Origin of the sequence: Salinicola sp. MH3R3-1, from assembly GCF_001937155.1 — a bacterium.
GTDB lineage: Bacteria > Pseudomonadota > Gammaproteobacteria > Pseudomonadales > Halomonadaceae > Salinicola > Salinicola halophyticus.
In genome coordinates this window covers 1-294 of record NZ_MSDP01000067.1, presented here as the reverse complement: position 1 = coordinate 294, position 294 = coordinate 1, and the positions used below count along the sequence as shown (strand labels likewise).

General features: G+C 53.1%; 1 rRNA gene. It reads right to left on the bottom strand.

Features of this window, described 5'->3' with window-relative positions:
• Positions 1–294 (bottom strand): 16S ribosomal RNA (locus tag BTW08_RS18310); the annotation flags it as partial.

The following is a 294-nucleotide window of genomic DNA, read 5'->3' as shown; positions in this document are numbered from 1 at the left end:
GGACTACAGGGGTTTCTAATCCTGTTTGCTCCCCACGCTTTCGTGCCTCAGCGTCAATACTTGTCCAGTGAGTCGCCTTCGCCACTGGTGTTCTTCCGAATATCTACGAATTTCACCTCTACACTCGGAATTCCACTCACCTCTCCATGATTCAAGCGATGCAGTCTTAAAGGCAATTCTGGAGTTGAGCCCCGGGCTTTCACCTCTAACTTACAAAGCCGCCTACGTGCGCTTTACGCCCAGTAATTCCGGACAACGCTTGCACCCTCCGTATTACCGCGGCGGCTGGCACTG